The sequence below is a fragment of the Spinactinospora alkalitolerans genome, from assembly GCF_013408795.1.
GTDB lineage: Bacteria > Actinomycetota > Actinomycetes > Streptosporangiales > Streptosporangiaceae > Spinactinospora > Spinactinospora alkalitolerans.
In genome coordinates this window covers 6,185,492-6,210,222 of record NZ_JACCCC010000001.1, presented here as the reverse complement: position 1 = coordinate 6,210,222, position 24,731 = coordinate 6,185,492, and the positions used below count along the sequence as shown (strand labels likewise).

Sequence of the window (24,731 nt, the reverse complement as noted above, 5' to 3'; positions counted from 1 at the left end):
ACAGGTCCTGAGAGGGCGTTTCGTGGGTCGAATCCCCTTTCGTTGCCGGGTTTGGATGAGGCGGGCAGGTCGGGGGACCGCTGGTGGGCTATGGGTGCGGCTGGGTGAACAAGCCCGGCTCGGTCTCGACGAGGATGCCGCGGCTGACCAGGCGTTTGAGCTTGGAGCGGATGTTCTCGACGTTCTTGGACACGATGGGCAGGTCCAGGGTCTGGCACAGGTCGCGGGCGCGCAGCGGTCGGCCGAGGTCGGCGAAAGCGTCCATGATCTGCCGGTAGGCGGGGTGGTCGGGCAGCACGGGAGGCGGCGCGGCCGGCTCGGCGCCGTCCTCGCCGATTAGGGAGAGAAGGGTGGTGCGGGTGATCTGCAGATGCGCGATCGCCTCGTCGAGTTCGCCCAGCGTCGCGGTGAGCTCGCCGATGCGGGCCCGGGTCTGCTCGGCCTCGCGGGCCAGCGCCTGCTCACGCATCGATGGCTTCCGGCAGCGGTTTCGCCTCGCGGTGGCTCATGCGCCGCGCCGGGAGGGAGTGGAGGTGTGGGTGGGCCGCCGGGCCGTCGCGTCGCTCATCGTCCAGTACACGTGCGATTCGGAACTGGCGGGGCGGTGCTCGTAGTCGCGGAGCAGGCGCCGGTGCAGGGCCAGGGTTCTGTAGGTCTGCTCGACCACCCATCGTTTGGGCTGGGGGACGAACCCCCGATCGGCCGGGTTGCGTTGAATGATGTCTACGCCGATGCCCAGCGCGGCGCCGTGGTCGGCGACGGCGTTCTTGAGGCCTTGGTCGGCCAGGGTGGTTTGCACGGTGTCGGTCTGGGCGGCGGCGCGGTCCAGCAGGGCGGTGTCGGCGGTGTTGTCGTGGGCGGAGGCGGCCAGGACCACCACCGCCGCGGCCAGGCCCAGCACGTCCGCGGCCAGGCCGCGTTTGCGTCCGCGCACGCGTTTGCCCGCGTCGTTTCCGGTCGTGTGGGAGGGGACGGCGACCGCCGCGCGGATGCTCTGGGTGTCCAGTACGACCAGGCTCGGGTCGGATAATCGCCCCCGTTTCTCGCGCGTCTGCCAGCTCTGTGACTCACGCCGCGAATCACTCCGGACTGACACGCCCGCGCCGTTGCCTCCGTGCAGGAGTCGGCACTGCCGTTTCCCCTCAGGGACTCACACCTTTTGACGACTGCCCGTGCCGGGCGTACCAAAAAGCCGCCCCCACCCGGGAGGGTGGGGGCGGCTTGAGCGTTGCGGTGGATCCGCCGATCGCGCCGTGGCGCGCGGTGTCGCGGTGCTTAGAGTCCGCGGACCTGCTCGGCCTGCGGGCCCTTGGGACCCTGCGTGACCTCGAACTCCACGCGCTGGTTCTCGTCGAGGTTGCGGAAGCCGCTACCGGCGATGTTGCTGTAGTGCACGAAGACGTCCGGGCCGCCCTCGTCCTGGCTGATGAAGCCGAAGCCCTTCTCGCCATTGAACCACTTCACGGTTCCCTGAGCCATGTCTGTCTCCTGACAGGTCGATGGGTTGCGGACCCGCGGCGCGGGCCCCCTTGATCGCACTCGAGCCGCGGCGCGCCCCACCATCACTGGCCAGACAACTGCTCGCGTCGACTTCAGCGAGCGTCAAACACAAGGTCGAACACATACACAGAAAATCACGATCACCCTGTACAACAACATCCCCCACGACCTATTCCCCGACGGCGAGGCCATGGCCGCGCTTCAAAGCCGCACACTGTGCTGGAGTCGGCAGAACCGAAAATCCGGGTAGTCGCAGAGTGGAAACATCTCGCAGGTGGAACAGACCGCCAACGTGAGTTCCGCGTGGAACCGTCTCGGAGCAAGGAGCTCAGCCATGACCCCGAACGCAACCGACGGCACGATCGGCTTCGCCGACCTGTCACTACGACCAGAGCTTCTGGACGCGCTCTCCGGCCTCGGCTATGAGGAGCCCACGCCGATCCAGCGCGAGGCGATTCCGCCTCTACTGGAGGGACGCGACCTGCTCGGACAGGCTGCGACGGGGACGGGAAAGACGGCCGCGTTCGCGCTCCCGGTGCTCCAGCGGATGTCCCCGGACGGCCGAGGTGCGGAGCCGATGGCGCTGGTACTCGTGCCAACGCGCGAGCTGGCCGTCCAGCTTTCGGAGGCGATCCACCGCTATGGCCGTGAGCTGGGCGTACGGGTCCTCCCGATCTACGGCGGGCAGCCAATCGGCCGACAGCTGCGGGCGCTCGAGCGCGGCGTCGATGTCGTGGTCGCGACACCCGGGCGCGCGCTCGACCACATGAGCCGCGGGACGCTTCCTCTGAGCGGTCTCGAGACGGTCATCCTAGACGAGGCGGACGAGATGCTCGACATGGGGTTCGCCGAGGACATCGAGGCGATCCTCAAAGACACTCCCGACGATTGCCAAACGGTGCTCTTCTCGGCGACGATGCCGCCACGCATCAACGGAATAGCCCGTCGCCACCTGCGTGACCCGATCCGGATCCAGATCGCGCGCGAGACGGCGGCCCCGGGCGAGGCTCCGCTGGTGCGGCAGAGCGCCTATGTGGTCCCGCGGGCGCACAAGCCCGCGGCGCTCGGGCGCCTGCTGGACGCGGAGGCTCCAACTGCCACGGTCGTCTTCTGCCGCACACGCGGCGAGGTCGACCAGCTCACTGAGACCCTGAACGGACGCGGCTACCGTGCCGAGGCACTGCACGGCGGGATGAGCCAGGAGCAGCGCGACCGCGTCATGGGACGGCTGCGGAGCGGGACGGCGGATCTGCTCGTCGCGACCGACGTGGCCGCGCGCGGACTCGACATCGAGCAGCTCACTCACGTGGTCAACTACAACGTGCCCTCCGCGTCCGACTCCTACGTGCACCGGATCGGCCGGGTCGGCCGGGCCGGCCGCGAAGGTGTGGCCATCACCCTGGTGGAGCCGCGAGAGCACCGGATGCTCAAGAGCATAAGGCGGGCGACCGAAGGCAAAATCACGGTCGAGAAGGTACCGACCGTCGCCGACATGCGGGCCCGGCGGCTCGAGCTGACGTGCGCCGCGCTGCGTGAGAGCCTCCTAGAGGACGACCTGGAACGCTTCCGCGTCGTGGTCGAGACGCTCGCCGATGAGTTCGATGTCATGGAGGTGGCGCTCGCCGCGGTGAAGCTTGCGCACGAGGCCTGCGGACCCGCGGCCGACGAGGAGGAGATCCCGGAAATCGCAGTCAAGCCCGGGCGGGACAAACGTGGTCTCCGCGACGCTGCCGGGCGCGGAGAGCGACGCGGTCGTACAGCGGCAGGCGGGATGACGCGCCTTTTCGTCGGCGCCGGGCGCAGTGCCAGGATCCGACCGCAGGACCTGGTCGGCGCGATAGCCGGCGAGTCAGGTCTCAGCGGACGCGACATCGGGGCGATCGAGATCGCAGACCGCTTTTCGCTGGTGGAGATCCCCGAGTCCGCAGCCGACGAGGTGGTCGCGGCCCTGCGGGGTAGCACCATAAAGGGAAAGAAGACGGTGGTCCGCCGGGATGCGCGATAGCCGCGGCCGGGAGTGAAGTGCCCTGGGGCTGTTCTGCACCGGCACTCCTTTGACGGACACAAACACCCGGCAAACCGGCTCTGACCTGCGGTTACGCTGCCACCGCTCGCCGAGGGTTCCCGGGGGCTTCCAACGCCATGTGTACCGAATATGTACCGGCAACGCCGAACCCCGGGCGCACAGCCGGCCACGCGCACGGCCCTTACGGGACACCCCGCCGGAACACGGCTGACGCCCGAAGGCAGCCGTTGCACATTGCAGGCCCGGAGCAGGAGGGACCCACCACCCACACAGCCACCCGACCGGCCCCCGGAAGCTGATAGTGGAGGCGACCTATCCCCTGCCGAGCACGGGGGCGTGATCGCCAGGTTCCGGTAACGGCACCGTCCCGGCCGATGTGCGGGTAAGGAGTTGGGGACCAGGGGATTCTCACCAGTAGTGAAAATGAGGGATGGTCGGCCAGGTTGGAGTCTCTGAACTATGAAGGGCGGTGGAGACGTGTGGGCCTGCCCGGCCTGAAGTCGATGAAGGCCCGCACCGCCCGCGGCCTGGGCATGGCGGGCGAGGCTGAGGTCGAGGCGGAGCTGGTCGCGGCGACCCGGCTGGAGGGGCGGTCGCTGGCCGATCTGGCCGCCGAGCAGCAGGTGCCGTACAAGACCTTGGCCAAGCGGCGTGAGCGTGCCGAGGCCCGGCTGGCGCGCGCACTGACGGGGCGTGCCGGTGCGGAGCCGGCGGGACTGTTCGCCGTGGCGGCTGCTCCGGGGCAGGCGGGGCCGACCGCGGCAGAGCGAAGGGCGGCCTGACGGCCGGTAGTCACGCGTAGGGCCGGTAGCCGCATATGGGAGAGAGGGCTCGGCGCGCTGCGCCGGGCCCTCTTGCGGTCGGCCAGGGCCGCATGGCTTGGCCGCGGCCGCACCGTCCGCGGGTTCTCTGGATTTCTTCTGCCGCGGGTGTCGAATTCCCGGCATTGCTCGGCTTTATGACGGGCGAGTCTGCCGGTGCTGCTCCTGGTATCGCCTTCACCGACGCCCTGGATGCAGGCGAACGAAAAGTTATCCACACCTTGTGGAAAGGGGGAGTGCTCGCGCACGGGAACGGCACCGGCTCACTCGCTGCTCGTGCAATGCGAAGGCGAAGGGAAAAGGGGGCCGGGCCGTGGGGGAGAAGTCGTATGAGAAGCCGCGCACCTGGGTGTGGTGGGCTACCGCGCTGCTGGGGGCCGCGGTGTGGCTGCTGTTCGACGGTACCGGGTCGGCGTGGGCGCAGGAGGACCCGGCTACGACCACCACCCAGGACCTCAGCGCGGTCGTGGAGCGCCTGCGCAACGTCATCGTCTCGCTGGCGATGGCGCTGGCGACCCTGTTCCTGACGGTCGGGGGCCTGCGGTGGATGCTGGCCGGCGGGGACTCCGGTGAGATCGACGCCGCCAAGCGCGCTCTGAAGGGCGCGGGCATCGGCTATGCGATCGCTCTGCTGGCCACGGTGCTGATGACGGTGCTGAACTACGTCGTCAAGGGCACGACTCAGTGACCACCGCCGAACCCCGGCCGGAACCGAATCCGGCTCCGGGGGCGGAGCCGGAGCCGCCGGAGGACACCCCGCCGCCCGCCCCCGAACCGGAGCCCGAGCCCGAGCCGGGGCCGACGCCGGACCCGCAGCCCGGCCCGCCTCCGCCGGACAACCCCGCCGACCCCGGTGATCCGCCCGCCACCGACCAGGAGGCTCCCGAGGAGCCGCTGTTGGAGTGCGGGGTCATGGAGGTCTCCTGCCACATCTCCAATTGGTTCCACGACCTGGTGGAGTCCGCGCTCAACCCGCTGTTCGGCTGGCTGGGGGCCATGGCCTTCCGCACGCCGACGCCCACCGACGGGATGGAGGGCCTCTGGTCGGGCACCCTGACCACCGCCAACGCCCTATACGTGCTGCTGGTGGTGGTCGGCGGGGTGGTGGTGATGTCGCACGAGACCGTGCAGGCCCGCTATGCGGCCAAGGAGGTCCTGCCGCGCCTGGCCGCCGGGTTCATCGCCTCCAACGCCTCGCTGTGGATCGCCACCGAGATGATCCGCGCCGCCAACGCCGTCTCCACCGCGGTCTCCTCCGACGGCATCGACGCCGAGGAGGCCGCAGCCAATCTGCGTGAGCGCATGGAGTGGCTGCTGATGGAAGGCGTGCTGTTCATCCTGCTGCTGGTCGTGGCGGCGGTGGTGCTGCTGGTGGTGTGGTGCGCGGTGGAGGTCGTGCGCATCGCCATGGCCATCGTGCTGGTGACCGCCGCGCCGCTGCTGCTGGCTCCCCAGACCAACCGGATCGCGGCGCTGTGGTGGCGCTACATGGCCGCGCTGCTGGCCGTCCCGATCGGCCAGGCGATCGCGTTCATCGCGTTCATGCGGCTGTTCTTCGAGGGGCGGTTCCAGTACTTCGGGTCCTGGGAGAGCGCCGCCCTGACACCGGGGCCGGCGGTGCAGGGCACGGTCGTGCTGGGCTCGCAGGTGGTGGAGCTGGCCGCCCACGATCCCGGCGGCGAAGGCGGCGTGCTGCTCAACATCATGCTGCTGCTGACCATGCTGTATGTGCAGATCCGCATCCCGTTCTGGGCGATGAAGATCGCCGCGGGAAGCGGCAGCGACTCCTCCCCGCTGATGCGGCTGGCCCGCACCGCGATGATGGTGCTGATCTTTCGCAGGGCCGTCCCGGGCCTGCGCGGCCGGGCCGCGGCCACAGCGCAAGCCCTCGCCGCCACCGCCAGGGCCGCGCCGCAGGGGCAGCGGACCGGCGGGTGGCTGCGGCTGGCGCGGGGGGACGAGTACCCGCTGCGCACCCGCTTCACCGACGATCCGCTGCGCGGCCTGCTCGGCGCGGTCGGCGACCTGGACCCCGACCAGCGGGTGTGCGTGCGAGTGTGCGCCCGGCCCGCGACCGGGCGTCGGACAGCCAGGGCCCGCACGGCCGCGGCCCGGCTCAAGCGCACGCACTCGGCCACGCTCGCCGGGCTGCTGCTCGACCCGCTCGGCCCCGGCGCCAAGAACGTCGCGGGGGCGCCGTGGCCCGACGCCGGCGACAACATCCGCGCCATCCTCACCAAGGCCGCCGCACCCCGGCTGGCCTGCGCGATCTCCTACCAGCTCACCACCACCGCGACCGGCCCGGCCGCGGCAGCGCGGCTGCAGGGGCGCGCCCACGGCATCGCAGGGGCGTTCGCGGCGTTCACCAGCGGCACCAACCACCTGCGCCGCCGCCCCATGTGGCAGCCGGCGCTGTGGGCCGACCGCCGCCACCTCGCACGCGGCTCCCTGCTCAGCGTCCCGGAACTGGCGGCGATCGCGCACCTGCCCACCGACACCGCCGTGGCCGGACTGGAGCGGGCCGTCGCCCTGGGCGTCGCCGAATCGCGCCAGCACACCCACATCATCGGCAAGACCGGATCGGGCAAGTCCACGCTGCTGGCCAACCTGGTCCTCCAGGACGCCGAGGCCGGCCGGGCCGCGGTCGTGATCGACCCGCGCGGCGACCTGATCACCGACATCCTCACCCGGCTGCCCGCACCGGCCGCCGACCGCACCATCCTGTTCGACCCCGACGACCGGACCCGCCCGCCCCGGCTCAACCTGCTCCAGGGCGAAGACCCCGAGTTCACCTCCGACACCGTCACCGGCATCTTCCACCGCATCTACGAGCGCTCCTGGGGGCCGCGCACCGACGACATCCTGCGCGCCACCACCCTGACCCTGACCCGCGCGGGCGACCCGGCCCTGACCCTGGCCCACATCCCGCGCCTGCTCGCCGACGACGCCTTCCGCACCGGCCTGGTCGACGCCGTCCGCGACCCCGCCCTGGCCGGGTTCTGGGACTGGTACAACCAGCTCACCCCTGGCGCGCGCAGCACCGTCACCGGCCCCATCCTCAACAAGGTCCGCACCGCCCTGCTGCGGCCCTGGGTCCGCAACGTCTTAGCCTCGGGCCCCTCCACCATCGACCTGACCCGCGCCTTCGACGAGGGCGGCCTGGTCCTGCTGCGCCTGCCCAAAGGCCTGCTGGGCGAGGACACCGCCGCCCTCATCGGCTCCTTCGCCCTGGCCGCGACCTGGCAGACCGTCACCGCCCGCGTCCACCAGAGCGAGCACCGGCGCAAGGACGTGGCCGCCTACATCGACGAGTGCCACAACTTCCTCAACATGCCCGGCAGCCTGGCCGACATGCTGGTCGAAGCGCGCGGCTACCGGCTCGCCCTGGCCCTGGCCCACCAGGAGCTCGGCCAGCTCCCCACCGAGCTGCGCAAGGCGGTCTCCGCCAACGCCCGCTCCAAGGTCTACTTCAGCTGCAGCCCCGACGACGCCGCCCAACTGGAGCAGCACACCCTGCCCAACCTGGGCTCCTACGACCTCATGCACCTGAGCGACTACCAGGCCGCCGGCCGCCTCCTCGTCGGCGCCCGCGAACGCCCCGCCTTCACCATGCGCACCCGCCCCATGCCCGCGCCCGTCCCCGGCCGCGCCACCGCTGTGCGCGCGGCCGCGCGCCGCCACAGCCCGCCCGGCGGCGGCACGGTCCCGGCCCGCATCGACAAGCGATTCGAAGACACCGAGGAGAACAGCGCATGACCCGCCGCGTCCACACTGCCCACCTCGCCGACAGGCTCACCGACCGCGACTACGCCATCCTCGGCACCGTCCACACCCACCGCGTGCTCACCACCCTGCAGGCCGGTGCGCTCTTCTTTACCGGCCCCACCGCCCGCAACGCCCGCCGGCGCCTGCTCGCCCTGCACCGCTACGGACTCCTCGACACCTTCCGCCCCACCACCCCGGGACCCGGCACGCGTCCCGTGCACTGGACGCTCGCCCCCACCGGCGCGCGCGTGCTGGCCCACCACCGCGGCCTGGGCCTGGACGAACTCGGCTACCGTCACGACACCGCAGCCGGAATCGCCCACTCGGCCAAACTCGACCACACCACCGGACTCGTCCAGACCTTCACCGCCTTCACCCTCGCCGCCCGCGCCACCCCGGGCGCCCACCTCGCGGTGTGGTGGGGCGAGGTCCAGTCCGCGGCCGAATGGGGCGGCTACGTGCGCCCGGACGCCTACCTGCGCTGGATCGAAGAGGAGGCGCGGGTGGACGCCTTCCTCGAATACGACACCGGCACCGAAGCCCTGACCCGGGTCGCCAGGAAACTCCCCGGCTACGCCCGCCTGGCCGCCGCCAGCCGCATGCCCTCGCCCATCCTGTTCGCCGTGCCCGGCACCGCCCGCGAAACCAACCTCGCCGCCGCCCTGGCCCCGCACGCCACCCCAGCCACCCCGATCCGGCTCACCACCCACGCGCTCCTGGCCGTCCCCGGCCCGGCCGCCGCCATCTGGCGCGCCCCGGACAGCGACCACCGCCACCGCCTCGCCGACCCGACCCCCTGAACCATCGGGTTGCTGCAGGAAGCGGGGGAAGAGCAGGAAGAAGGGGAGCAGCGTGGTCAAGGCAGCGATCGCCGGGGCGGCCGCGCTCCTGCTCTTCCCGGTGCTCGTCGGCGCGGCCCTGGCTGGAAGCTCTCCCCGTAGCCTGGCCCCCGCCCACGTCGAAGGCATCCCGGATGTGCTCCTGGACGCCTACGTGCGCGCGGCCGCCGCGCTGGAGGGCATGCACCCCCGGTGCACCGGGATGCGCTGGCAGATCCTGGCCGGCATCGGCTCCATCGAATCCGACCTGCTCGCCGGCCGCACCATCGACGCGCGCGGCGACGTCGACCCGCCGGTGATCGGCCCGCGCCTGGACGGCACCGGCAACGGCGGCAACACCACCCCGCACCACGACACCGACGGCGGACGCTGGGACAACGACACCGAATACGACCGCGCCGTGGGCCCCAACCAGCACCTGCCGTCGGGCTGGGACACCTACGGCGCCGACGGCGACGGCGACGGCACCGCCGACCCGCACAACGTCTACGACTCCGCGCTGGCCAGCGCCCGCCACCTCTGCCTCACCGCCGGAGGCGGCCCCGTCGACTTCACCGACCGCGACCAGCTCGACGCCACACTCTTCCGCTACAACCCCTCCCGCGCCTACGTCGAAGACGTCCTCGCCGAGATCGACCGGTTCGACGCCCTCCCTGCCCCGACGGCAGCGGTCGGCCGCGGCGGAAGCCGGGCCGGACGCACAGCCGCGCAATGGGCCCTGGCCCAGGTCGGCAAGCCCTACATCTGGGGCGGCGTGGGCCCCGCCGGCTTCGACTGCTCCGGCCTGACCATGAAGGCCTGGGAGGCCGCCGGAGTAGACATCCCCCGCGTCACCACTGACCAGGCCCGCATCGGAACCCCCGTCTCCCTCAACGAACTCCAACCCGACGATCTGCTCTTCTACGACACCGGATCAGGCCCCTCGCCCAGCCACGTCACGATGTACATCGGCGACGGCCAAATGATCAACGCCCCCTCCAGAGGCAAGACCGTCCGAGTCGAGCCCGTCCAAAGCGACTACTACACACCTCGGTTCACGCAAGCTGTCCGACCGAGTGGGTGATAGGCCGTTGAACCACGCATCGCTCGTGCCGGCCTCGTTGGTTTCGCCGCAGCGGCCGGTTTCGGAGAGCTTGCCGTCCAGGATGAGGTGATCACCGCACCGAGTCGCCCCGATTGGTCGATGGCGGCACATCTAGCCCGCGTCGAGAAGCGCCTCGCACAGACCATCGACCGCGAAGGAGCTTTCACCATCACCACTCGGCAAGGAGTTCTCACGGGCAGGGCCTGACTGATGTTTGGCGATCGGTCCGCGCAGGGGTTAGCTGTCGCAGTGCGCGTAGCGCCGGCGGCACAGCAGGTCTGAGTTCTGGAGATCCGCAGCACTCCCGCGAACGCAGTAGTCAAAGCTCGATGAGATGACGGCTCAGCCATACGGCCCTTTTGGTCACGGTTGGTTGTGGTTGCGCTACGTTTGCCTGCGTTGCCTATGCGCCGTGGAGTCTTTGTTGTGAAGCGCGAGTTGCCTCCTGATGTGAAGGTCGTGCGGGTCCTGCTGTTCGTGTTGGCGGGGTTGTCGGCGGTGGGGGTGGTGGCGGCGCTGGTGCTGGCCGGGGCGGTCACCGATGCGCTGATCGGGGCGCTGCTGTGGGCGGTGTTTCCCGGGGTGCTGTCGCTGGTGTTCGGGTTGCGGCTGCCCAAGGGCGGGCGTGTCCTGTTCTGGTCGATTGTGGTGCTGCAGGCGTTGAACCTGTTTCTGGCGGTGGGCAACCTCAGCGAGGGCGTCCAGGGGTTCACGCAGATGCTGATCCCGGTCCTGACCTTGGTGTTTGTGCTGCGCGCGCCGTCGCGGCGATTCTTCGCCGAGCGCGCCGCGCAGTAGCGCGGTTGGGCCCGCAGGCCCAATCGGGATGTAAGGGTTGGGCCTTGAGGCTCTATCGCTGTGCGTGATGGTTTCACTACTGTTGACCGGCTTGCCGTCTTCGCCCCTCGACAAACCGGTGAATACCTGTGCTGCGAAGAATCCATGATCCCGAGCGTGGCGCGTCCTTTGTCGAATACACCGCAGTCGTTCTACTGGTGGCCGGTATCGCCTCGGTGCTGCTGGGCTCGGGCCTGCCGCAGATGATCCGGTCCGGGATCGAGAGCGCGGTGGCCTCGGTGTTCGCCGCCGACGGCACCGGTATCGAGACCGCCGACGGCTCCGGTACTCCCGACGGCGGCGGTGGCGGCGGCTCTGCGGATCCGGACGGCTCGTCTGGTTCCGGTTCCTCCTCGCCCCCGGGCGGTGACGCCCCTGGAGGGCAGGCTCCTGGCGGCGAGGACTCATCCAGTCAGGGAAACCAGGAAGGCCAGGAGGGCGGAGAGGACTCCGAAGGTTCTCCTGGGGTGGAGCCCGCCGACCACGACGCCCCGTCCGAATCCCCGGCCGATCCCGGCCCCCAGGAGGAGGAGGGGTTCCTCGACCACGCCGGCGACATCCTTGGCGAGGGGATCTGGGGCGGCGTCAAGCGTGATGTGGCCGACACCGTCGACACCGCGCTGAACCCGATCGACACCGTCACCGGGGCCGCGGCCGGCACCTACGACCTGATCAAGACCAGCGCCGAAGAGGACGGTCTGGCCTTTGCCCAGCGCTGGCATGAGGGCGACCGGGTCGGCGCGCTGGGCGGGCTGGCCTTGGACACCGGGGAGTTCGCGCTGTGGGACTCGCCCTTCAGCCTCGGCAACAACACCCGCATGATCGCCGACGAGGACGTGGTCGACTACGCCCGAGACGGCGAATGGGATGCCGCGATCGCCCGCGGCGGCTACAACCTGGGCACCATGTTCGCCCCCGGGGTCGGCACCCTCGGCAAAACCGGCACGTTCCTCAAAGGCCTCCCCGAAACCCCCGACGCCCCGAATGCGCCCCGGAACCGAGACGGCAACGGCGACCCACCGGACGAGGACACCACCACCCGGGCCGGCGGCGATCCCCCCGGCACCCGACCAGACAACGACCGCGACGGCAGCGACGACGGCGACCGCGACAGCGATAGCAATGACGGTGCTGACGTGCCCAACTGTGCCGCCAACAGCTTCGTTCCCGGCACCCCGGTCCTGCTCGCCGACGGCAGCACCGCCCCGATCGAAGACATCGCGGTGGGTGAGGAGGTGCTGGCCGCCGACCCCGACACCGGCCAGACCGGCCCCCGCCAGGTCACCCGCCTGATCGGCAGCGGCGGCGAGAAGACCCTCGTCCAACTCACCATCACCGACGACTCCGGCCACACCGACACCGTCACCGCCACTGATGCCCACCCCTTCTGGGCCCCGCAATACCGCGCCTGGATCGAGGCCGCCGACCTCCAGCCCGGCACCTGGCTGCAAACCAGCGCCGGCACCTGGGTACAGATCCAGGCAACCCGAACCTGGACGGTCCAAGACCAGCAGGTCCACAACCTCACCATCGCCGACCTGCACACCTACCACGTCACCGCCGGCAAGACAGACCTCCTCGTACACAACAGCGGAGGCCCTCTTAAGCCTGGGCAGAGATGTGTAACGAGCAGTGGTGCTCAGAAGTGGATACCGGATGACAGTAATCTTCCATCCGCAAGTACCCTGATCAATAATGGCCAGGAATACACGCCTCCACCTGGAAGCAGGGGGAGAAGTAAGAATAAGTTCCCAGCGCAAGGTGGCCCCGCGAATGGAACGCTATACAACCGTAATCCGCAGACAGGTAACGTGACAAACTACATCGTTTACGACGCCAATGGTATGGCGATCAAGCGAGTTGACTTGGAGGGGAGAGCGCATGGAGGCGTCCCGACTCCGCATGTGGTGTACTACGAGCGTAACCAACCCAAGCCGGACGGCCGGATATTCCTAGAGGGGCAGAGGCAGGTACGTCCAGCCAAGCCAAGTGAGATCCCATGACGAAACTCGAACACCATGAAACTCCGCGGTGGTTTCCGCGGAAGGTCCCCCGGTTTGTAGTGGAATGGGCTCGGGAGGCCCTTGGAGACCCCAACTGGGGAGACCCCCTTAATTTCCTTGACCAGGATGAGGGCGTGAAGTTCGTGATCGCGTCATCTTGGCTCTTCTGCCCGGAGACAGTCGAGTACCGTGGCGGAATATTCATCAAGCGCAGATTCTCGGAGAGTAACGTCGATCAGTGGCTGAGTGAACATGACATTGTATCGACGCAGGCGACCGTCAATCTGACGGCTATGTGGTCGCTGTTCGTCAACGCCGACTCTCCCGCGTTCGACGACATGGACGAGCGCGAACTCACTGCAGCGCTAGGGGAGTGCTGGAATGGTGTCTTGAAGCAGCGGTACCCTCAGCACAATATTGTGGTGTCCGTTGATCTGGACGAAGAGGACCAGTCGTCCCGCGGCCCGAGTGTGACCCTGTGGAGTTCGGGATACAAGGAAGCCCATCCAGCTTGATGTGCAGGTTATCGCCGTCCATGGATGGCTGGTTGGGGTGTGCCGTTCATAGGAGCGTGATTCCTATAGTGGAAAGTTTCTTCAGGCGAGATGCCTGTATCGGTCGATAGGTTACTCAGGCAATCTTGCCTACGAGAACTCCTGCTTCTCGGTGGCGAAAGCGGCAGTGTTCAGGAAAGGCTAATGATATCGAGCAGGGGATAGTGGGCGTAGCTCCCCGTCTTTCGCGCCGGAGCGGAAAGCCTCCCACTCGGCTCGTGTGAAGGCCAGCGTCGCTGACGCCGCTGTGTCGCGGAGGATGAAGCCGCCCTCGGGAGGAAGGGGGCAGGAGTCGGCCTGAGTACTCGGTGACTCCAGCGGCCACCTGGTCGAGGAAGGCGTCCCAGTCGGGGTTGGGGACGGTGAGCGTGGGGCCGTCAGGGTTCTTGCTGTCGCCGATCTCGGTCACGCCGCTGTGCGGCGAGCGGATGCGCACGCAGCTTTGTCCGCTGCCCGAGCTGTAGGAGGACTTGATCCAGGCGCTGGGGGCCTCACCGGTGTGCTTGTCGGCCGGCCGCTCGGGCGCGTGGGTCACTCGTGCTCCTTCGCCAGTTCCATGAGCAGGCGCCTCGACTCCTCGGTCGCCGCAGCCTTGTCCCGCAGGAGGTTCATGGTCAGCTTACAGCGCCGTAAATCTGCCGGTTTCTCCAGATAGAGGTTGCCGCCCTGGCTCTCGACGAACAGGATGTCGGGGATCTCCTGGTCGAACTCCATGATGGTGAAGGGGCCGGAGAGCCCGGCGTGCGCGCCGACGCTGGTCGGCATGATCTGGACGTGCACGCTGGGCAGTTCGGTGACCTGGAGAAGGTGCTCCACCTGCGCGCGCATGGTGCTCGAACCGCCCACGGGGCGACGGATGGCTCCCTCCTCCAGGATGGCCCAGAGCTGGAGGGGATCGTCGCTTCGGGTGAGCGCCTCCTGGCGCTTGACGCGTAGTTCGGAGAGTTCGTCGACCTCTTCCGGATAGGCCCGCGGCATGGTGGCGTCGATGATCGCGTGGGCGTAGGCGCTGGTCTGCAAGAGGCCGTGCACGAAGACCGTCTCGTAGGCGTTGAGAGCGGTGGCGTCGGTCTCCAGGCCGATGTACACCTGGAACTTCGGGTGCATGATCCGCCCGTAGGACTCGTACCAGCCCTTGCGGTTGGCCTCTGTGAGGAGGTCGAAGAGGAGCTGCCGTTCGGAGTCGTCCTCGACCCCGTACATCTCCAGCATGATCCGCAGGTCGTCCCGGTTGGGGACGAGGTCGCCGCCTTCGATCCGCGATATCCGGGACGTCACGCATTTCAGCTGTCTGGCGACGTCGGCTCCTTTGAGGTCGGCCGCCTCCCGCAGCCGGCGGAGTGCCTTGCCGAGTTTCCTCCGGCCCACCACGGGGCCGCGCCGCTTAACCATCGACACCTCCTGTGCGGCGTGAGCCGTCCGTCCCTGCGCCCCGTCCGGCAGGAGCAGCCACTGGGGTGGGCGCTCAGTCTCTCGCATGTCTTGCACCGGTTCTCCAGAAAACTCTATATAACTTGGCGAATCACTTGCTCTGTAACGTTACGAGAGACGTTATGGAGCGTGTTCCGGCGGCGTGTGTGCGTCGTCACGCTCGGAAGTCCTTGGGAGAGGTCATGGATGACGGACGGGATGTGCTGGTGCGGTGGGTGAAGCCGCAGAAGAGGGATGTCGCGGTGACCCGGGGGCTGGTCGGTGAACTACTGGGGCCTGTGTCGAAGTCGGTCAGAGCCATTCGTTGATCGCGGCGATGTGGACGGTGGCCTCGTATCGCACAGCGAGCTTGTCGTAGCGGGGGGCCACGCAGCGATGGCGTTTGAGTCGGTTGATACCGCACTCCACGGCGTGACGCTGCTTGTAGACCTCCCGGTCAAAGGCCGGTGGCCGACCGCCCTTCGCCCCCCTTCTTACGCCGATTCGCATCCTGGTCTGCCTTGGTCGGAACGGTCGCTCGGATCCCCCGGCGACGCAGGTGGGCCCGGTTGGCCTTGGACGTGTACGCCTTATCTGCCAGGACACGATCGGGACGGGTACGGGGCCGGCCACCGGTCGGCCGCGGCACACAGACACCGGTCAGCACCGGCACGAACTGCGGACTGTCGCCACGCCGGCCCGCGGTCAGCACGATCGCCAGTGGCTTTTGTCCCTGCTCGCAGCCCAAGTGCAGCTTCGTGGTCAGCCCGCCCCGCGAAGGGTGTGCACGAGGTCTCCGGTCTTCAGGTTCTTCTTGGTCGATGAACCCTTTACCGGAGACCTCGCTCATTTCCGGGAACCGACACGCCGGACAGTGCTCAGTCGAGGTAGGACATCACATCCGACTTCGATACAAGCACTAGTGGCGAGACTCGATGCGGCCGAAGCGGTGCGAGGTACGCGGTGAACTCGGAGAAGGACCGAGACCAAGTCTCGAGATCAGTGGTGGCCACACACGATCATCTACCGTGTGTGGCCACCACATCGCAACCTGTCGTTGCAGCACTAGGAAGGGTTGCCTCGCCACGGCGCAAGCAACTCAGAAGCGGCAGCGAGCGCGCCTTCTGTATCGAAGCTCTCGTCGGCCACACGCTGAAGCGCCAAGCCCTTCATCAGGGCCAGAACGACTGCTGCTCGTGCTTCGTCTCCAAGGGTCCGTCCGAGGTTTCGGCGGAAGTTCCGATCAGTTTCTTGGAGCATCGCTTTGGCGAATTCGTTGTGGGTTGCCTCCGCCAAGAACGCGATATAGACCTGCCACCAGTCGCTACCCGTTGATGCGAGGCGGACCACTAGAGCGGTGACACTGCCGAGGTCTGCTGATTCCGTCACGATCTGATCGGTGGCGGCGCTGGCATTCCGCACTGCGCTCTGCAGGGCGGCGCGCAGGATCTCGTCCTTGTTTTTGAAGTGGTGGTTCACCACTCCTCGCGACGTACCCATGGCCGCCGCAATGCGCGCGATCGTGACGGCGCCTACCCCTTCAGTCGCAATGAGCTCACGCACGGCCATAACGATCTGATGTCTGCGCACCCCGCCAACGTCGAGGCGTCCTGAACCGTCAACGATCAAGCGGTCGACGTCAGAGGGCACTGAATTGGTCACTCTCCGCCTCCAGAGTCATGATGGTGTTCCAAGTCGAGTCCAGCCAACCACTCCAGGTGCAGCATCAACATGTTTTCATGTTGCATGACATACGTCAACGGTCGCGAGTACGGCACAGCACAGCGGTCAGCCGCTCCACACGGGCCGCGAGCCCCCAGGTCCAACTCGGCATCGCACGGGTGCAGCATCCCACCTGGCGAGCGCCGTGACACGAGATTTTCGAATCGATAGCACGTGAGACCTTGTGCACCCCGCCAAGTGTGTGCATGATTCTGGTCACGCCCTTGGCATGGAACAAGAAGTCTTCCCGAGGTGCGGCCCATGTCTGCGAACTGTTCAGTTTGCCATCGAGCCCGCACGCTCAACGGTGGAAGGACTTTGAACCCATGCGCTTGATTGACACGCACTACGTGCCAGACCGACCTGACGGCCTGGAGGTCAAGTTCTGGTCGGGGCCGATCGACGAGGTCTCCGACTACACCCCCTACGACGAGACGGTGTCGAGCCGCCCCGCTCCTGGCGGCGTGCCCGCATGCTCTCGTGATGGGCGGTTCTCGGCATGATGGGCGATCAGGCGACAGCAGACGTCCGTGTCGACTTGAAGCAGCACTTCCAGGATGCTTTCGGCCGCGTCGCAGCGACCGTCGGCATCATCGGAGTCTGCGACGAGCACGGGAACGTGCATGGCATGACAGCCACCGCGATCTCATCGCTGTCCAATGATCCGCCCTCGCTGATCGTGCTCCTCAATCGGGAAAACCAGACGTTCCACATGATCTGTGAGCGCAAGCGTTTCTCCGTGAGCTTTCTGTCCGCGGGGTCCGAGGAGCTGGCGTACAAGCTCTCCCGGCCGGGGCAGAACAAGCTCGTCGACGCCGCATACCTCGACCGGCCCATAGGCTGGCCGATGCCGGCGCTGCGAAGCGCGACCGCAACCCTCGTCTGCGATCTCGACGACTGCATTCCGCAGTTCACCCACGGAATCCTGGTAGGCCGCATCACCCACGTGCGAACTAGCGAAGGACCGGCGAACCCGCTGCTTTATCTGCAGCGCAGGTTCCAGCATTGCGCTACCTGACCTTTCGGTGCGATCTCTAGCGTGGAGATGACCCCTTGGCCACATGGCCCCTGGCCGGCGTGCCCGCCATCACTACCAAAAATTCAGGCCATCCACCCAGCTGAAGGGCGATGGCGGGCACCCACATTGCGCGGCCGCGCTATGCCCACTCGAGAAAGCAGGAGTCTCGTGACCACTTCAGTGAAACGCCCGAGCAATCGGACGCTTATCGCCTCGAGCTTGACTGGTACCACCATCGAGTACTTCGATTTCTTTGCCTATGCGACAGCGGCATCACTGGTCTTCAACAAGGTATTCTTCCCGGACCATGATCCGCTGGTTGGTACCATTCTGGCCTTCGGTGGAATTGCTGTGGGGTTCGTCGCCCGCCCCTTCGGAGCTGCGTTGTTTGGGCACTTCGGTGACCGTGTCGGTCGCAAGTCGGCCCTATTCGTGACGCTCAGCATCATGGGGATCGGCACATGTGGGATCGGCCTCGTCCCCAGCTACGATCAGATCGGCATCTGGGCGCCCATCCTGCTCATGGTGCTACGCCTGCTGCAAGGTCTTGCACTCGGGGGCGAATGGGGAGGAGCGGTACTGATTACGCACGAGCACGCCAAACCGGGCAAGGAGGGCGCGCTCACAAGCTTTCCCTCTTCTGGCATGCCGCTCGGCCTGATGCTTTCGACGCTTTGCTTCCTTGGGATGTCGGCCATGATTTCTGATTCGGCCTTCGAGTCCTGGGGATGGCGAGTGCCGTTCATTATCGGCGTGGCTCTAGTGGGCGTCGGCCTCTTCATCCGTAGCAGGATCCCGGAAACCGACGACATGATCGAACTCAAGAAGAGCGACGACCACGCCAAGATGCCGCTCGCAGTGCTTTTTCGGACTCGCATGGCCAGTCTCCTGTTGTGTGCCTTTGCCTTCCTGGCCCAGGGCTTCTACTTCTATGCCGCCTACAGCTTTGGCGTGGCCTACGGCACGGAATCGGTCGGCTATTCGTACAACTCGCTCCTCGTTTCGACTCTGCTCTTCTCGTTCATGTACCTCGTGAGCATCCTCTTCTCGGGCTGGCTTTCTGATCGGCTTGGGCGAAAGAGGGTCATGTACTTCGGTTTTGCGGCAACGTTCGTGACCGTGATCCCATTCTTCGCAATGCTGAGTTCGGGATCTCTGTCGGTGGCGGTCTTGGCATTCGTCATGGCCGGTATTTCGAATGGTTTTATGTACGGGCCATACGCCGCACTGTTGTGCGAAGCCTTCGAGGCGAAGGTCCGTTACACCGGTATCTCGCTGGGTCTCACAATCGGCGGTGTACTCGGGTCCGCGTTCTCCCCGATGCTCTTCACCGAGTCCTTCCGGATGACCAACTCCTGGATGCCTGCCGCTGCCTTTGTGATGGTCTCCGCGATCATCAGCGCTGGTGCCGTCGCAGCGCTGAAGAAGGCCAATGGAAGCGCATCGGGTGCCCTTGGCTCGCGGGGGTCCTTGGGCGAGCAGCCGCCGAGTGCCGACGCGCCAGCAACGGCGATGCGCTCCTAGGCCGTTCGACGTCCACCGCCGACTTGCCCTGGGCGGGCGGCCGCGTCGAAACAGGTTCGTCTCCGCCTGTTCGCTGCTCCCGCCCGGTGCAGGCGCCAACCCCACGGCCCGTCTCCAAGGGGGAGTGGGCTCGGGGGCGCCTCGTTTCGTTGCATTCCTCGTAAAAATTCTTTCAAGTGCACGCCAGCAGGGAACCAAGCGTTGACATGTCGGTCAGCATGTAACTATGCTGATTGACATGCGAGTGTGGTGATCGCTCCGGGACCCCACGTGGAACTCGACATGCCCTGTGCGCGAGAAACCAGCGGACCGGTGATCGCTTGTTTCCAATCGGTGAATTCTTCTGAAAGGACGGCTTTTATGCTTCGCGCTGGTGATGAATACCTTGCGTCCATCCAGGACGGTCGGCAGGTGTATGTTGGGAGAGATCTCGTCGCCGACGTTACGACGCACCGCGGTTTCGCCGGTCCGGCCAGGATCGTGGCTCGCCTGTTTGACCGCAGCTCTGCAGACCCGTCGCTGTCCTACGTAGAACAGGAGACAGGGGAGAAGACGAACGTCAACTTCCTTCGCCCTCGCTCGGGCGAGGACCTCACCTTGCGGCGACGACTGCACACGGCCTGGGCGGATGAGAGTAACGGTCTCTTCGGGCGCTCGCCCGACCATGTGGCCGCTATGGTCACCGGCATGGCGTGCCGCCCGGAGGTCACCGGAAATGACCAGTACGCCGAGAACCTGCTCAACTACTGGCGCCACATTCGCGACAACGACCTCTACCTCTCTTTCGCGGTCCTTCCCCCAGCCGGCAGTAAGTCGGTTAAGTCGTCCGCCGTGCAGAATGCCATGCGTGTGGTCGAAACCAGCGAGGCGGGGGTCAAGGTTCGGGGTTTCAAGATGCTCGCCACTGGCGGTGCTCTTTGCCACGAAATCCTGGTCGGTAACGCCCAGCCGCTGCGTTCGGGCGATGAAGCGGTGGCAGTCAGCTTCGGCATCGCGGCCAATCACCCCGGCGTGAAGATCCTTGCGCGCAAGCCGTACGCCGCCCACGCAGTGAGCAATGTCGACGATCCGCTCGCCGACTTCGATGAGTCAGACGCGGCGATCTACTTCGACGATGTCGTCGTCCCGTGGGACCGGATCTTTGTCCTCGACGACCCGAAGGCAAGCTACGGACTGTTCGTCGAGACTCCGGGGCACACGCTCGGCAACGCCCAGGCCCACATCCGTCTGCTCGCCAAAATGCGTTTCATGCTCGCGGCGGCCAAACGCCTGGGTGACGCGCTGGAGTTCACGGGCAACCCTGCCGTGCAGGGCGTCTTGGGAGGTCTCGCGGCACGGGTGAAGATGCTAGAGGCCTCTGTGATCGCCCAGGAGTCTCAGCCCACACGCTGGGACCACGGTTTCGTGTCCCAGAACCGTGAGTTCATGTACGCGAACAGCAACTGGTCGATGGAGTACTTCTCGGACTTCGCCACCGAGATGAGGCACATGCTGGCCAGCCACGCGTTCCAGCAGCCGGCGGACGTGGGCGCCTTCGGTAACGAGTACACACGCAAACTCTTCCTGGAGCTCCATCGCACAGACGACTTCGAGGTCGCTATGAGCCGGTACCGGCTCATCCGCCTCATGTGGGGCATGGTCGGCTCCGAGCTAGCCAGCCGCAACAACCAGTACGAGCTCTTCTACGCCGGTCCGCCGCACGTCACCCGGAGCCGTATGTACGACTGCTTCGATTGGGAGTCGGCAGAGGCCCGCGTCGACGCGTTCCTTGCCCAGACCGCTGCGGCCGACGGCATCGCCTGAGCGGAAGTCTCAGTGGAACGTAGTGAAGACAACCAGCTGCCCTGCGTAGGACCTTCAGGAGTGAACGATGGGAAGCAGTGATCGACGTGTGGCGCTCGTCACTGGTGGAAATCGCGGAATCGGCCGCGAGGTTGCGCGTCGGCTCGCCGAAGCGGGATTGACGGTCGTGATCGGAGCGCGTGACCTGGCCGCCGGCGAACGAGCAGCCAAGGGAATCCAAGACGAACTGACGGTCGACGGACCCGAAGTGATCGCTGTTCACCTGGACGTGGCAGCGCGAGACGACGAGTTCGGCAACGCGCACAGCGCGGCCGAGGAGATCAGCAGGCGGTACGGCCGACTCGACATCCTGATCAACAACGCTGGACGGATGGTCGAGGTTCGCCCTCAAGACATCATCGGCAAGGATTTGGAGGCGGCGTTCATCACCAACGTGGGAGGTGTCGCCGAGACCACCCACGCCTGTCTACCGCTACTCAAGCAGGCTGAAGCACCGCGCATTGTGAACGTGTCAAGCACGACCGCGTCCCTGAAGCTGACCGCTGAGGACAAGGACTTCGGCGGCGACCACTCGGTGCGGGCGGCCTACTCCACCTCCAAGGCGGCGCTGAACATGCTCACGCTGCACTACAACAAGGCATTCCAGGCTGATGAGTCGCTGAGCCACATCAAGGTCAATGCGATCACTCCCGGATACGTCGCCACCGAAATGAACCGCGGCCTCGGTGCCCGCACTGTCGAGCAGGGTGCTCGCGCCCTGGTCGCGCTGGCGTTGAGAGGCGAGGACTCGCCGACCGGTGGCTACTTCAACGAGGACGGTCCGCTGCCCTGGTGACCTGCGGATCAACGGCCGCTGTCCGAGCTGGCCCGGTGATCCTTGCCGCGACCGGGCCCTGCCGGCCGCATCGGTACGGCCATGTGACCTGCTCCCGGTCGGCAAACCCGGTTACCAGGTTGGTTCAACGAGACGAGGGAGCTGAAACATGAGTAGTTTCGCCGACGACGTCCTCTATATGGGACTGACGGAGGGCCCGGACCGGCACGCGGTCGCCGACACCTTCGGTGACTGGACCTGGCGCGAACTGCACGAGCAGGTCCTCAAGATGGAGGCTTACCTCCGCAGCCTTGATATTCCCCAACTCTCGCGAGTCGTGCTCGTGGGACCAGACAGTGTGTGGCACCACATCATGCTCCTCGCTTGCGCCCGCGCCGAGATGATCTTCGTGCCCGTGAACAATCGCTACACTCCCGCTGACGCCGACCATGTAATGCGGCTGATCAAGCCGGCAGTCGGTCTTCTCCACCCGGATTTCGTGTCGATCTTTGCGCACACCGGCTACCACGCCTCCGGAGAGAGAATGGGGGCGTTCGACCTGGTCACCTGGGACGTCAGCAAAGTAAAGGACCTGTCCAAAGTCCAGACGCAGCGCACGCCGATCCTGATCACGCTCACCTCCGGCTCGACTGCGGCACCGAAGCCGGTGCTGTACAGCTCCGAAGGTGAGAAGGCGGTCTCTCGACTCCACGGCGCACTGTGGCGGCTCAACTCGAGTGACGTCCTGCTCGCACCCCCTGCCTTCTCCTGGATCTACGGCCTGGGTACCGCTAATCTCACCGGACTCATGTCGGGCTCAAGAGCAGTGATGCTCGAGCGCTTCAGTCCAACGCTCATGTGTGACCGAGCCGCAGGCCGTGGTGTCACGGTCTTCATGGGTGTAGTCACTCACTTCCGGATTCTCGTCGACTACTGCGAGAAGACCGGTCGGCGGCCTTTCGGCCCAGAGCTGCGCATGGCCGTCAGCGGGGGAGAACGGCGCGACGAAACCGCTTTCGCCAAGTTCGAGGAGATGTTCGGTGTACCGGTTCTCGACCTTTACGCCTCATCGGAGGGCAGACCCGGCTTCGGCTATGATCCGCACACCGACCCCCGCCCGATGTCGGGTTCCTGCGGCCGGGTCATCCCCGGGGTCCAAGCGAAGGTTGAAGCGCAGCAAGATGGCGATCCCACTGGGCAGCTCCATCTGCGTTCTGAGGGCAACTACATGGGCTACTTCGACCCCGAGAGCCTCGTTGAGCTCGAGATCACTCCCCAAGACTGGCTGCCGATGGGCGACCGGTTCGAGATCAGTGACGACGGCTGGGGTTTCGTGGCCGGTCGGAGTAAGGAAGTGATCATCCGAGGCGGTGCCAACATTTCCCCGGTCGAAGTCGAGGCCGTAATCGCGCAGCATCCCGACGTCACCGGGGTCGCTGTTGTCGGCATCGACAGCGCCAGCCATGGTGAATCCGTGGCAGCCGCGGTCGTTGGGGACTTCGACGACGTAAAGAAGCTCCGCGCCGCTCTTGCCGAGCACTGCCAGGCGCGACTCGCGAACTTCAAAGTCCCCACCGAGTGGCTGGTCCTCGACCGGTTGCCCCGCAACAGTAACGACAAAGTCGACAAAATCGCAGTCAAGGGCCTGTTCAGCGCCAACGCCTGACGCCCTCGTCACCAGCTTATGCGCCCCGCCGATGCACCCGCGCAATTCACTCCCAGGAGACTTCCATGGTCAACGAGGCTCACCCGGTACTGACCGGGCCAGCCCTGTGGAGCGCCCAGGCACACATGCCCTCCGTCCTCGGCCGACAGATCATCATCGAGCGCGCCCAGGGCTCCTATGTCTTCACCGCCGATGGCCAACGCCTCTTCGACGGTACCGCCGGCCTCTGGCACGCCAACGTCGGGCACTCCCGTCCTGAGCTTGCCGAGGCTGCGTACACCCAGATGCAGCGCGTGGAGACTTACCACATCTTCGGCCGATACCTGAACGACCGGGCCGTCGAACTGGGGGAGGTGCTGGCAGGACTCTCGCCGATCGCTAACCCGAAGGTCATCCTCAACAGCGGTGGATCGGATGCCATCGACGTGGCCTGTAAGCTCGCACGCCGTCACTGGCAGGCCGAGGGCCGTCGCACCAAGACGGCGATCTTAAGCAGGGAGTTCGCCTACCACGGACTTCACGCCTACGGCACCAGCATCGCCGGGCTGCAGTTCAACCGCGACGGCTACGGCACGGAGTCCTTGGTGCCTGAGACGGCCCGTGTCTCGGCCTACGACATCAACGCGGTCGAGCAGACCGTCCTGGAGATCGGCGCGAGCAACATCGCCGCGATCGTGGCCGAGCCGATCCAGGGCACCGGTGGAGTTAACCCGCCGCTGCCCGGTTACCTCGAGGGCCTGCAGCGGATCTGCCGCGAGAACGACATCCTGCTTATCGCTGACGAGGTCATCACTGGCTTCGGCCGCATGGGCGAGATGTTCGCCACCGAGCGCTACGGTCTTCAGCCGGACCTGATCACCTTCGCGAAGGGAATCACTTCCGGCTATGCGCCGCTTGGCGGTGTCCTTGTCTCACCGCGCGTTTGGGAGCGCTTTTACCGCGACACCGACGAGACACCCGTTTTCCGCCACGGTGCGACGTACGCCGGCCACGCGACCGCGTGCGCCGTGGCCCTGCGTCACCTGGATCTTTTGGAGGAAGAGAAGCTGCTGCCTCGGGTCAAGGAACTCGAAGGCGCGCTCACCGAGGGACTCAAGAGCCTGGATGGCCTCGCCGGGGTGGCCGAGACCCGCGTGGCGGGCCTGCTGGGCGGGATCTCGCTACGTGAGGACCTCAGCGCCGAGGCCCTCACCGATGCGCTGATCAAGGACGGCTTCATCACGCGACCGCTGCGTGGCAACACCGTGCAGGTCAGCCCGCCATTCATCACCACCAACGAGGAACTCCGCGAGCTCGTGGGTGCCATCGAAGCCGCAGTTGTCGCACAGCACGGAGGTCGCTGACC

At 66.6% G+C, this 24,731-nt stretch carries 22 protein-coding genes and 1 pseudogene; 16 read left to right on the top strand and 7 right to left on the bottom strand.

Features of this window, described 5'->3' with window-relative positions:
• Window positions 1-88 precede the first annotated feature (88 nt).
• The 3 genes from HDA32_RS27750 to HDA32_RS27740 form a co-directional block, all read right to left on the bottom strand.
• A complete protein-coding gene (locus HDA32_RS27750; protein ID WP_179645954.1) occupies window positions 89-469 on the bottom strand; it encodes a hypothetical protein in 381 nt (126 codons plus the stop codon).
• A 36-nt stretch (window positions 470-505) separates the two neighbouring features.
• A complete protein-coding gene (locus HDA32_RS27745; protein ID WP_344732058.1) occupies window positions 506-1,096 on the bottom strand; it encodes a transposase in 591 nt (196 codons plus the stop codon).
• A gap of 179 nt (window positions 1,097-1,275) precedes the next feature.
• Window positions 1,276-1,479 (bottom strand): cold-shock protein, encoded by a 204-nt coding sequence (locus HDA32_RS27740; RefSeq protein WP_179645952.1) that lies wholly within the window; start codon window positions 1,477-1,479, stop codon window positions 1,276-1,278.
• A gap of 355 nt (window positions 1,480-1,834) precedes the next feature.
• On the opposite strand from HDA32_RS27740, the gene HDA32_RS27735 reads away from it, so the two are divergent.
• The 9 genes from HDA32_RS27735 to HDA32_RS27695 all read left to right on the top strand — a co-directional run bounded on the left by HDA32_RS27735 (window position 1,835) and on the right by HDA32_RS27695 (window position 13,390).
• Complete coding sequence (locus HDA32_RS27735) at window positions 1,835-3,505, top strand: DEAD/DEAH box helicase (protein WP_179645951.1); 1,671 nt, start codon at window positions 1,835-1,837, stop codon at window positions 3,503-3,505.
• A 500-nt stretch (window positions 3,506-4,005) separates the two neighbouring features.
• Window positions 4,006-4,308: a hypothetical protein gene (locus HDA32_RS27730; protein WP_179645950.1), complete on the top strand. Its 303-nt coding sequence runs from the start codon at window positions 4,006-4,008 to the stop codon at window positions 4,306-4,308.
• A gap of 352 nt (window positions 4,309-4,660) precedes the next feature.
• Window positions 4,661-5,035 carry a pilin gene (locus HDA32_RS27725; RefSeq protein ID WP_312863357.1) on the top strand — a complete coding sequence of 125 codons (375 nt, stop codon included), beginning with the start codon at window positions 4,661-4,663 and terminating at the stop codon, window positions 5,033-5,035.
• A complete protein-coding gene (locus HDA32_RS31965; protein ID WP_312863356.1) occupies window positions 5,032-8,103 on the top strand; it encodes a type IV secretory system conjugative DNA transfer family protein in 3,072 nt (1,023 codons plus the stop codon). Before HDA32_RS27725 ends, HDA32_RS31965 begins: the two co-directional genes overlap by 4 nt.
• A complete protein-coding gene (locus HDA32_RS27715; RefSeq protein ID WP_179645949.1) occupies window positions 8,100-8,912 on the top strand; it encodes a replication-relaxation family protein in 813 nt (270 codons plus the stop codon). Before HDA32_RS31965 ends, HDA32_RS27715 begins: the two co-directional genes overlap by 4 nt.
• A gap of 52 nt (window positions 8,913-8,964) precedes the next feature.
• Window positions 8,965-10,014, top strand: a complete 1,050-nt coding sequence (locus tag HDA32_RS27710; RefSeq protein ID WP_312863355.1) for a C40 family peptidase — start codon at window positions 8,965-8,967, stop codon at window positions 10,012-10,014.
• A 447-nt stretch (window positions 10,015-10,461) separates the two neighbouring features.
• Entirely contained in the window at window positions 10,462-10,833 is a 372-nt protein-coding gene (locus tag HDA32_RS27705) for a hypothetical protein (protein WP_179645948.1), read from the top strand.
• A gap of 128 nt (window positions 10,834-10,961) precedes the next feature.
• Window positions 10,962-12,875 (top strand): polymorphic toxin-type HINT domain-containing protein, encoded by a 1,914-nt coding sequence (locus HDA32_RS27700; RefSeq protein WP_179645947.1) that lies wholly within the window; start codon window positions 10,962-10,964, stop codon window positions 12,873-12,875.
• Complete coding sequence (locus tag HDA32_RS27695; protein WP_179645946.1) at window positions 12,872-13,390, top strand: regulator of G-protein signaling domain-containing protein; 519 nt, start codon at window positions 12,872-12,874, stop codon at window positions 13,388-13,390. The genes HDA32_RS27700 and HDA32_RS27695 overlap by 4 nt, the downstream gene beginning before the upstream one ends.
• 115 nt (window positions 13,391-13,505) lie before the next feature.
• Here the strand turns inward: HDA32_RS27695 and HDA32_RS27690 are convergent, their stop codons facing one another.
• The 4 genes and pseudogenes from HDA32_RS27690 to HDA32_RS27675 form a co-directional block, all read right to left on the bottom strand.
• Window positions 13,506-13,865 (bottom strand): DUF397 domain-containing protein, encoded by a 360-nt coding sequence (locus HDA32_RS27690; RefSeq protein WP_312863453.1) that lies wholly within the window; start codon window positions 13,863-13,865, stop codon window positions 13,506-13,508.
• A 95-nt stretch (window positions 13,866-13,960) separates the two neighbouring features.
• Window positions 13,961-14,821, bottom strand: coding sequence for a helix-turn-helix domain-containing protein (locus tag HDA32_RS27685; RefSeq protein ID WP_179645945.1), 861 nt, complete (start codon window positions 14,819-14,821; stop codon window positions 13,961-13,963).
• A gap of 330 nt (window positions 14,822-15,151) precedes the next feature.
• A pseudogene (locus HDA32_RS31170) lies at window positions 15,152-15,617 on the bottom strand (IS5 family transposase); the annotation flags it as partial.
• Window positions 15,618-15,904: 287 nt separating this feature from the next.
• Window positions 15,905-16,501 carry a TetR/AcrR family transcriptional regulator gene (locus tag HDA32_RS27675; protein WP_179645944.1) on the bottom strand — a complete coding sequence of 199 codons (597 nt, stop codon included), beginning with the start codon at window positions 16,499-16,501 and terminating at the stop codon, window positions 15,905-15,907.
• A gap of 386 nt (window positions 16,502-16,887) precedes the next feature.
• Here HDA32_RS27675 and HDA32_RS27670 point away from each other — a divergent pair, with 386 nt between their 5' ends.
• The 7 genes from HDA32_RS27670 to HDA32_RS27640 all read left to right on the top strand — a co-directional run bounded on the left by HDA32_RS27670 (window position 16,888) and on the right by HDA32_RS27640 (window position 24,729).
• The gene (locus HDA32_RS27670) at window positions 16,888-17,064 is read left to right on the top strand and encodes a hypothetical protein (protein ID WP_179645943.1); all 177 of its coding nucleotides are present in this window, start codon (window positions 16,888-16,890) and stop codon (window positions 17,062-17,064) included.
• A complete protein-coding gene (locus HDA32_RS27665; RefSeq protein WP_179645942.1) occupies window positions 17,061-17,579 on the top strand; it encodes a flavin reductase family protein in 519 nt (172 codons plus the stop codon). Before HDA32_RS27670 ends, HDA32_RS27665 begins: the two co-directional genes overlap by 4 nt.
• Window positions 17,580-17,747: 168 nt before the next feature.
• On the top strand, window positions 17,748-19,103 hold the full coding sequence (locus HDA32_RS27660; RefSeq protein WP_179645941.1) for an MFS transporter: 1,356 nt from the start codon (window positions 17,748-17,750) through the stop codon (window positions 19,101-19,103).
• A gap of 270 nt (window positions 19,104-19,373) precedes the next feature.
• A complete protein-coding gene (locus HDA32_RS27655) occupies window positions 19,374-20,906 on the top strand; it encodes a 4-hydroxyphenylacetate 3-hydroxylase N-terminal domain-containing protein (RefSeq protein ID WP_179645940.1) in 1,533 nt (510 codons plus the stop codon).
• Between the two features lie 67 nt (window positions 20,907-20,973).
• A complete protein-coding gene (locus tag HDA32_RS27650) occupies window positions 20,974-21,741 on the top strand; it encodes an SDR family NAD(P)-dependent oxidoreductase (RefSeq protein ID WP_179645939.1) in 768 nt (255 codons plus the stop codon).
• Window positions 21,742-21,889: 148 nt separating this feature from the next.
• Window positions 21,890-23,386, top strand: coding sequence for a class I adenylate-forming enzyme family protein (locus tag HDA32_RS27645; RefSeq protein ID WP_179645938.1), 1,497 nt, complete (start codon window positions 21,890-21,892; stop codon window positions 23,384-23,386).
• A gap of 65 nt (window positions 23,387-23,451) precedes the next feature.
• A complete protein-coding gene (locus tag HDA32_RS27640) occupies window positions 23,452-24,729 on the top strand; it encodes an aminotransferase family protein (protein ID WP_179645937.1) in 1,278 nt (425 codons plus the stop codon).
• Window positions 24,730-24,731: the final 2 nt, after the last annotated feature.